At 67.9% G+C, this 707-nt stretch carries 1 protein-coding gene and 1 pseudogene; one reads left to right on the top strand and one right to left on the bottom strand.

The window, feature by feature from the left end:
* Positions 1-502, bottom strand: a 502-nt coding sequence (gene ruvB / locus AACY52_RS28935; RefSeq protein ID WP_339561161.1) for a Holliday junction branch migration DNA helicase RuvB, incomplete at its 3' end; no start/stop codon positions are given.
* Between ruvB and AACY52_RS28930 the strand changes: the two are divergent.
* Positions 398-707, top strand: a pseudogene (locus AACY52_RS28930) (hypothetical protein); the annotation flags it as partial. The gene ruvB and the pseudogene AACY52_RS28930 overlap by 105 nt on opposite strands.

Raw genomic sequence — 707 nt, 5'->3', positions numbered from 1 at the left:
TCAATTCCTCGACCGTATAGAAAGACAGCCGCACCGGAATGCCGAAGCGATCGCGCAAGGGGGTCGTCAGCAAACCCTGCCGCGTGGTTGCGCCGATCAGCGTGAAGCGCGGCAAATCGATCCGCACGCTGCGCGCGCTTGGCCCCTCGCCGATCATCAGATCGAGCGCGCGGTCCTCCATTGCGGGATACAGCACTTCCTCGACCGCCGGTTGCAGCCGGTGGATCTCGTCGATGAAGAACACGTCGCCATCTTCGAGATTGGTGAGCAGGGCGGCGAGATCACCCGATTTGGCGATCACCGGCCCCGAGGTGGCGCGGAAGCCAACGCCCATTTCGCGCGCGACGATCTGCGCCAGCGTCGTCTTGCCAAGGCCGGGGGGCCCGAAGAACAGCACATGGTCGAGCGCATCGCCCCGCGCCCGCGCAGCCGTAATGAAGATCCGCAGATTCTCGCGCGCAGCCTTCTGCCCGACGAAATCGTCGAGCGACTTCGGACGCAGCGCGGCGTCGACGTCCTCGGCCGCCGCCACGGCGCCAGTCGCTTCCTCGCTTACTTCCAGGCGGCCACCAACACCCACGCCCCCGTCGCCCGCCTGCGCCAACTCTACGACGCCGCCCTGGACCACCCGCAGGTCGTCGGCCTCGCCGTCGGCACGCGGCCCGACTCGGTGCCCGACCCGGTGCTCGACCTGCTCGAAGGGTACG

This window comes from Pseudomonas sp. EA_65y_Pfl1_P113, assembly GCF_963970525.1.
Taxonomy (GTDB): Bacteria; Pseudomonadota; Gammaproteobacteria; order Pseudomonadales; family Pseudomonadaceae; genus Aquipseudomonas; species Aquipseudomonas tritici.
This window is presented reverse-complemented; position numbering and strand designations above follow the sequence as displayed.